Genomic DNA, 7580 nt, shown 5'->3' on the forward strand with positions numbered 1-7580 from the left:
GCGGGGGCCGGTGCCGGGGTGGCCACCTGCGCGGGCGCTGCCGCGGGCGCGGCGCTGCTGTTACCGGAATCACCCGGGACTTCGGGCGTGTAATCGGCGAGGAACTCGTGCCAACTTTCATCGACGGAAGATGGATCCTGTTTGTACTTTTGATACATCTCATCGACTAGCCACTGGTTCTGTCCGAACTGGGAAGTTGAGCTGCTCACAGCAGGTGTTCGCCTCATTTCGTTCTTCGCGCTGCGACGTTTGTGACGTGCCCGGCACGGGGATCAGCGGATGCGCGCCGATGCGCCCTCTCTGAGGATAGGCCCAGCAGCAAATCAGTGGATCGACTGACCACCGGACAACCCCGATCCCAAAGATGACGACCCGTCCTCACCCGAGAATATTCCCCCCGTTTCGCTGGCCGCCGCCCAGAGCTGGGCATAGCGGCCGCCAGCCGCAACCAATGTCTCGTGCGGCCCGATTTCGGCGATTCGCCCGCGTTCCACGACGGCGATCCGATCGGCTCGCGCGGCGGTGCCCAGCCGGTGCGCCACGACGACGGTGGTCCGGCCTCGGGTCAGCGATCGGCTCGCTACCAGCACCGATGCTTCGGTCTCCGGATCGAGGATGGCGGTGGCCTCGTCGAGCAGCAGCAGATCCGGACGGACCAGTTCGGCCCTGGCGAGTGCGATCAGTTGGCGTTGGCCCGCCGAGAGGCCGCGACCGCGCTCGCCGATCGGATGACGCATGCCCTGCGGTAGCGCGGCGATCATGTCGGCCGCACCGACCGCGGTGGCGGCCGCCGCGATCTCCGCTTCGGTCGCGGAAGGTTTCCCGAATGCAATGTTGCTGGCGACGTCGCCGGTGAAGAGGTGAGCTTCCTGGGGGACGATGCCGAGCCGGGCGCGATAGTCGGTGAGGCGGTAGTCGCGGATGTCGATGTCGTCGACGGCGATCGCACCCGGGTTGTCGCTGGGCAGGTCGTAGAGGCGGGCCAGCAATTTGACGATGGTCGATTTCCCCGCGCCCGTCGGTCCGACCAGGGCCAGCGTGGATCCGGCCGGAATCCGCAGGGACACTCCGTCGAGGGCGGGCTTCTCGGTGCTCGGATAGTGGAATCGGATGTCGTCGAGGACGACCTCGCCGCGCAATCCGTGGTCGATCGCGATCGCGTCCGGTGGGTCGGCGGCGATCGAGGACGGGGTGCGCAGCAGGTCGCCGATGCGGCGCAGGCCGACGCGCGCCTGCTGGTAGCCGTCGAAAACCTGGGACAACTGCAGGATCGGGCCGAAGAGCAGCTGCAGGTAGAGCACGAAGGCGATGAGGGTGCCCGCGGTCGTGGTGTTCTCGGCGACTTCACGCGCGCCGAAATACACGACCGCGGCCAGCGCCAGATCCGCCCAGGCGATGACGAAGGCGAAGTACATGGCGATCGCGCGCTGGGCGCGCATCCGGCTGGCGCGGTAGCGATCGGAGTATTCGGCGAAGCGGCGGGCGGCGACCGGCTCGTGCCGGTTGGCTTGGACGGCGCGCAGTCCGGCGACATTTTCCTGGAAATCGGCGTTGACGGTCGAGACGTGTTCGCGCGAGACGGTGTACGCGGTGGAGGACACGCGACGGAACAGCGCCGTCGCCACCAGCAGCGGCGGCAGCGCGATCAGCACCACCGCGGCCAGCGAGGCATCGATGACCAATAGCGCCACCGCGATGCCGACCAGGGTGAGTGCGCCGATCAGCGTGGTCGCGACGCCGGTTTGCAGGAAGGTCGAGAGTGCGTCCACATCGGTGGTCATCCGGGTCATGATGCGACCGGACAGCTCGCGCTCGTAGTAGTCCAATCCCAGCCGTTGTAGATGGGCGTAGCTGCGCACGCGGAGCCCGTAGAGGACGCGTTCGCCGCTGCGGGCGGTGAGGACGGTGGTCGCCGCGCCGACCCCGAGACCGAGCACCACCAACACCGCGCCGAGCACTCCGGCCCGGGCTAGTGCGCCTGAATCATGGCCGCTCACACCGGAATCGATGGCATAGCGGACGATCGGCGGGAAGGCGACGCCGATGAGGGTGTCCAGTGCGAGCAGGGTGATTACGGTCAGAACCAGCCAGCGCACCGGACGCAACAGGCGAGCGAGTCGGAATCCGGGATCGGGTCGGCGCAGCTGTTCGTCGTCCAGGCCGGGTTGTTCGGTGGCCGGTGGCAGACGTTCGATGGTGCGGCGCAGTTCCGGGGTTCCGCTGAGATCGGCGGCCGCGCCGGAGAATCCGCCCGGGCCGCTGGTTGGTGTGGTGGTGCGGGTGAAACTGGTAGTCGTGCGTCCGGGGCCGATAGCGGTGGCCGGTCCGGGATCGGTAGCTGTGGTGCCCCTGGAATCGGTGGCTTGGGCGTGTCCGGCATCGGTGGTGGCGCTTCCGAAATCGCTGGTGCGCCTGGAACCGGCTGCCGCTGGAATGTCAGCGATTGTGGCTTCATCGTTGGCATATGAGACCGGCCCTGGGAGCCGGATCACCCGATCCGCATGGGCCAGTGTGGATTCCCTATGCGCCAGGATCAATGTGGTGCGTCCGCCCGCATCGGGCAGTTTCTCGAAGATGGCCGCCTCGGTCACCGCGTCGACCGCGGAGGTCGCGTCATCGAGCACCAGAATCCGTGGCCGCGCCAGTAGCGCTCTGGCCAACGCGATTCGCTGCCGCTGCCCGCCGGAGAGCGTCAATCCGCGTTCGCCGACCACGGTGTCGTAGCCGTCGGTGAGTTCGGTGATGAACTCGTCGGCCGCGGCAAGCTTTGCCGCATAGCGGATTTCGGCGTCGGTGGCCTCCGGTCGACCGAGCGCGATATTCGCGGCGATGGTGTCGCTGAACAGGAACGGGTCGTCGAACACCACCCCGACCGCGCTGCGTAAATCGGATGCGCGCAGGTCGGCGATGTCCACCTGCTGAGTGGTTTCCGCGGATCCGAACAGGCGGATGGTGCCGGAATCCGGGGCGTAGAAGCGGGGGAGAAGCAGTGACAGCGTTGACTTTCCAGAGCCTGCCGGCCCGATGACGGCAACAGTTTCGCCGGGCCGCACGGTCAGATCGAGGTCGCGCAGGATGGGCTGCGATGTCTCGAATCCGAAAGTCAGCGAATCGATTTCGATACCCAAGGGCCCATCGGGGAGCTCGGCGGCAGCGGGCGGGTCGGCGATTTCGGGCGCGGCGTCGATGACCTGGTAGACGCGCTCGGCGGCGGCCCTGGTCAGCTGGGCCATGATCACCACCGACGACATGGTGCGGGTGGTGACGGTCATGGTGGTGACATATGCGGAGAAGGCGAGAAAGGTGCCGATGCCGATGACGCCGTGCAGGGCGAGCAGCCCACCGACAACGATCACCGCGACCAGTCCGGCTTGCGGAATCGTGGTCACCACGGGGGCGAAGCGCGCATTGATCTTGGCGGCGCGCATGCGCTCGGCGTAGAGAACGCGCCCGTGCTCCTCCAGCACCCGCACCATCCGGGCTTCCTGCCCGAAACCCTTGACCACCCGGACGCCGGTGACGGTCTCTTCGACATGTTGCGCGACCTCGGCGGCTCGCTGCTGCGCCGACCACGTCGCCGCGTACAGGCGGGGCCGCATCCGATACACCAGCACCGCGATTGCCGGAACCACCAGCAATGCGACGGCGGCCAGCGGCGGCGACAGCCACACCATCACCGCGGCGGCCAGCAGGAACTCCAGCAATGCCAACCCGGACAGCGGCGTCATCGCCAAAAGGCCCTGCACCAACTGCAGATCCGTGATCGAACGCGACACCACCTGTCCGGTGCGCAGCGCGTCCTGCCCGACGCCGTCCAGCCGCTGCAGCGAGGCGAGCAGGCTGATACGCAGCGAGTGCTGCACATCGAGGGAAAGCCGCCCGGCCAACATGCGGCGTCCGAAGGCCGCCGAGAAGCGGCCGAATGCGACCAGGGCGAGCATGGCCGCGATGGTCCCGATGACCGAGGTGTCGCCGACTCCGGCCGCATCGACCGCGCGCTTGGTCAGCAGTGGCGCGGAGATCTCGACCAATGCACCGGCCGCCAGTGCGATCGCGATGCCCGTGACCGTTCCCCGGTGGCCCCAACACTCGGTCCACAGCCTGCGCATCCAACCCATATCGCGCTCGGTCACTCCGCTGCTCACCCCGTCTTGTCGTGCTGGTACCGACGGTAATGACACGTCTCGCCGCTGTGTTGTTCCCTGCCGGTGGGTCCTGCTGTCCTACACCGACTTCTCGGGTCTTGGTCCGGGGATGGTTTGTGGTCTGTGGTTTGCCTTTGCAGTGCTGGGCACGTCGTGTGCCGTACCCCGGCTTACCTCCCGCACTCAGGTACTCAGCCCGCACCTCCCAGCCCAGTCGACCGGCTGTGGTTGCGTTCTCGAGAGTTTGTCGAGCGTAGTCGAATGGTGGTTGGTGGTGGGGTTTCAGGGCGCCATTCGACTGCGCTCGGTGGTGGGGAAATCAGATGTCGCGGGTGCGCAGTAGCCACCAGGCACCGCCTGCGGCGGCGGTGGTCCAGAGAATGAGGACTACCAGGGCGGCGGGGGTGGGGGCCAGGAAGTCGCTGTCTTTGAAGGAACCGACGGCGACGGTGCTGATGGTGGCGGAGCCGGGCAGGACGGTGACCACTCCGGCGAAACCGATCGCCTTGGCGACGACCCAGATCAACGGTTCGATGATCACCAGCCAGCCGAGCATCGCCACGACCGCGGTGGTGGAGGTGCGCAGCAGCAGGCCGAGGCCGGTGCCGATCAGGGACCAGCAGACCGCGGCGAGCAGCCCGCCGCCGAGGACGGCGAGTAAGCGCACTCCGAAGTCGAATTTGCCGCGGCCGAAACCGAGCAGGCAGGCGAAGGCGATGAGTTCGACGACGAAGGTCGCTGCCAGGGCGAAACCCGCGGTGACGAGGAACTTCGCGGCGACGAGCCGGTCCCGGTCGGAGGTGAACAGGGCAGTGGTCGGCATTGTCGCGTAACGGTATTCGGCTCCCGCACCTGCCGCGCCGAAGGCGCCTGCCAGCGCGATCGCGACCGCGAGACCGATATAGAGCCCGATGGTCGCCGCGCCCGTGGCCGGATTGGATTTCGGATCGGCGGGTCCGGCGAGCAGTGCGGTCACCGCGCTCGCGACGAGGGCGACCGCGGGAATCAGCGCGGCCAGGATTCGGCTGGCGCGCAGCGTGCTGACCTTGCGGACCTCGGAGTTGACGGCCGGAACGAGGTCCGGTGGCAGAACGGCGATCATCGTGTAATCCCGTAGGGGGTCGGTTGCTGCGGTGCGATCCCGGCATAGGGGGCGGGCTGGGGTGGGCGGGCCGGTTTGACCAATGAGGCGAGCACTCGGTCGGGATGGATCTGGTCGGCGGCGATATTGTCCACGCGCACACCGGCCGCTGTCGCCGCCGCGCGGATCTGCGCTTCGGTCGCTTCGGCCACGGCGAGGCGGCCGTCGGGGCGGATCACCGCATCGGTGAAGCCCTGTGCGGCCAACATGGTCGCGAGTGCGATCGGGGTCGATGCGGCGACGACCAGTCGATCGGGGTGGCCGCGCCGAATCCGGGCAGGGGTGCCCTGATAGACCACCGAGCCCTCGCTCACGACAATGATGTTGTCCGCCATCGGAATCACGTTCGCGAGGCTCTCGCTGGACAACAGGGCCGAGCCACCACGACGGGTGTGCCTCCGCAGGAGGTCCGCCAGCCAGGTGCGTTCCGCCGCGTCGAGACCGGCCAAGGGCTCGTCGAGAATCAGCAGCCGCGGATCACCGAGCAGCGCGGTCGCCAGGGCCAGCCGGGTCTGCGATCCGTCCGACAGCTCGCCCGCCCGTGTCCTCGCCGACTCACCGAGGCCGACCAGCTGGATCACCTCGTCGACCCGCGCGTCCTCGACTCCCGCGGCCGCCGCGTACACCAGCAGATGATCACGTGCGCTTCGAGCCGGATGCAGCCCGCGTGGCTGCAACATGCCGCCGACGACGACCGCGGATCCGTCGCGCCGCCGCGAGCCCGGCCCGCCGACCGCGGCGGTTCCGGAGGTCGGCTGTTGTAGACCGAGCAGGATCCGCATGATCGTCGACTTACCCGCGCGCGCCGGACCCACCAGGGCGACGGTGGTACCGGACGGCACGGTGAAGCTCACATTGTCGACCGCGGTGACCAGGTCGTAGCGCTTGGTCAGGCCGCGGACGGAGAAGGCGAGCGGTCGGCCCGCGTTCATCGTGGCGTGGTCGGGGGTTGCGGCTTGGCCGGATCCAGGGCGGGCAGCGGATCGGCGTCGATGACGAGCTGCCGATCGGCGGGCCAGGTCACCGGCGCGGGTCCGAATGCCTTGCGCGCGTTGCCGATCGTGGTCTTACCGAGCGCCCGATTGCCGAAGCTGCCGATCACCGCTCCGATACCGGCGGGCACCACCTTGCCCGCCATCAATGCGGCGCGCTTGGTGATGAAGCGGATGATGAATCGCTTGAGCAGCGAATCGTTCATGCTCGACAGACCGGGAATCCTATTGGCGAACAACGTGCCCCAGTTCTTCGCCGAATGACCGACCGTCTTCTCGACGATCTCCATCCCGCTCTCACCGAGCACGACCGCGAGCACCAGCGCCCGCCGCGTCTCCTGGTCCTCCGGGGAGATGCCGTGCACGGCCGCGACGGCCAGCGTGAACACCGCGGACGCCTCCATGAAGAAGGTCGTCTCGGCACTGACCGCCGCGAGTGCCGCGATGGTGCCGACCCCCGGCACCGCAGCCGTCGCGCCGACCGCACCGCCACTGCCGGTGACCGCGAGCAGGTACTGGTGCTCCAGCCGCTCGATGATCTGCGCGGGGTTCTCCGACGGATGCGAACGCCGCAGCCGGTCCACGTACTTGGCGACCGCGGGAGCCTGCAGGCGGGACCCGGTATCGAGTAGCTGGACCACCGTCTTCTCGAACGTGCCTTTGAACACGGCGATATCCTCCTCTTCCGCCCGTACGCCAACGACCTTATTGCACCGGCCGCTATCAACTCGTCATGACAACGATGTACCCGGTCGGCCGGGTTCCCGATGGGGGATGGCAGCCGGCGGAGCCGGCGGGGTGGGTGTGCCCGGTGTCGGTTCGATCACGCCGGTTCGCGCAGGGCGGGGACCCTTTCCGTGAGCGGTGGCGGTGGCGGCGGGGTGCCGTCGCCGAATGGCTTGCCGCCCAGCGCTTCTCGGCCGTGCGGGGTCAGCCAGTTGGTCAGCTCCGGACCCTTGGGCACGATCTGGGTCGGGTTCACATCGGTGTGCACCACGTAGTAGTGCGCCTTGATCTGCCCGAAGTCGATGGTGTCGCCGAATCCGGGCGTCTGGTAGAGATCGCGCACATAGGCCCAGAGCACCGGCATTTCGCTCAGTTTGGAGCGGTTGGTCTTGAAATGGCCGTGATAGACCGGATCGAAGCGGACCAGTGTGGTGAACAGCCGGATATCGGCCTCGGTGATGGTGTTGCCCACCAGGTAACGCTGGGTGGCGAGCCGCTCGGACAGCCAGTCCAACCGAGCGAAGAGCCGATCGTAGGCCGCCTCGTACGCTTCCTGCGTACCAGCGAATCCGCACC

Annotated in this window: 6 protein-coding genes; all 6 read right to left on the bottom strand. The window is 67.7% G+C overall.

Annotated elements, in window-relative coordinates; genetic code table 11:
- Nucleotides 1-209: 2-oxoglutarate dehydrogenase E1 subunit family protein (locus NP3_RS47225; protein ID WP_157124741.1), on the bottom strand; the 209-nt coding region annotated here is incomplete at its 3' end.
- A gap of 114 nt (nucleotides 210-323) precedes the next feature.
- A complete protein-coding gene (locus tag NP3_RS34305; protein ID WP_084509398.1) occupies nucleotides 324-4118 on the bottom strand; it encodes an ABC transporter ATP-binding protein in 3795 nt (1264 codons plus the stop codon).
- Nucleotides 4119-4464: 346 nt separating this feature from the next.
- Nucleotides 4465-5247: an ABC transporter permease gene (locus tag NP3_RS34310; protein ID WP_063045892.1), complete on the bottom strand. Its 783-nt coding sequence runs from the start codon at nucleotides 5245-5247 to the stop codon at nucleotides 4465-4467.
- Nucleotides 5244-6218: an ABC transporter ATP-binding protein gene (locus NP3_RS34315; protein WP_063045893.1), complete on the bottom strand. Its 975-nt coding sequence runs from the start codon at nucleotides 6216-6218 to the stop codon at nucleotides 5244-5246. Before NP3_RS34315 ends, NP3_RS34310 begins: the two co-directional genes overlap by 4 nt.
- The gene (locus NP3_RS34320; RefSeq protein ID WP_063045894.1) at nucleotides 6215-6946 is read right to left on the bottom strand and encodes a hypothetical protein; all 732 of its coding nucleotides are present in this window, start codon (nucleotides 6944-6946) and stop codon (nucleotides 6215-6217) included. Before NP3_RS34320 ends, NP3_RS34315 begins: the two co-directional genes overlap by 4 nt.
- A gap of 155 nt (nucleotides 6947-7101) precedes the next feature.
- On the bottom strand, nucleotides 7102-7580 hold a 479-nt coding region (locus NP3_RS34325), incomplete at its 5' end, for a glutathione S-transferase C-terminal domain-containing protein (RefSeq protein ID WP_174566296.1).

Source organism: Nocardia pseudovaccinii NBRC 100343 (genome assembly GCF_001613225.1).
GTDB lineage: Bacteria > Actinomycetota > Actinomycetes > Mycobacteriales > Mycobacteriaceae > Nocardia > Nocardia pseudovaccinii.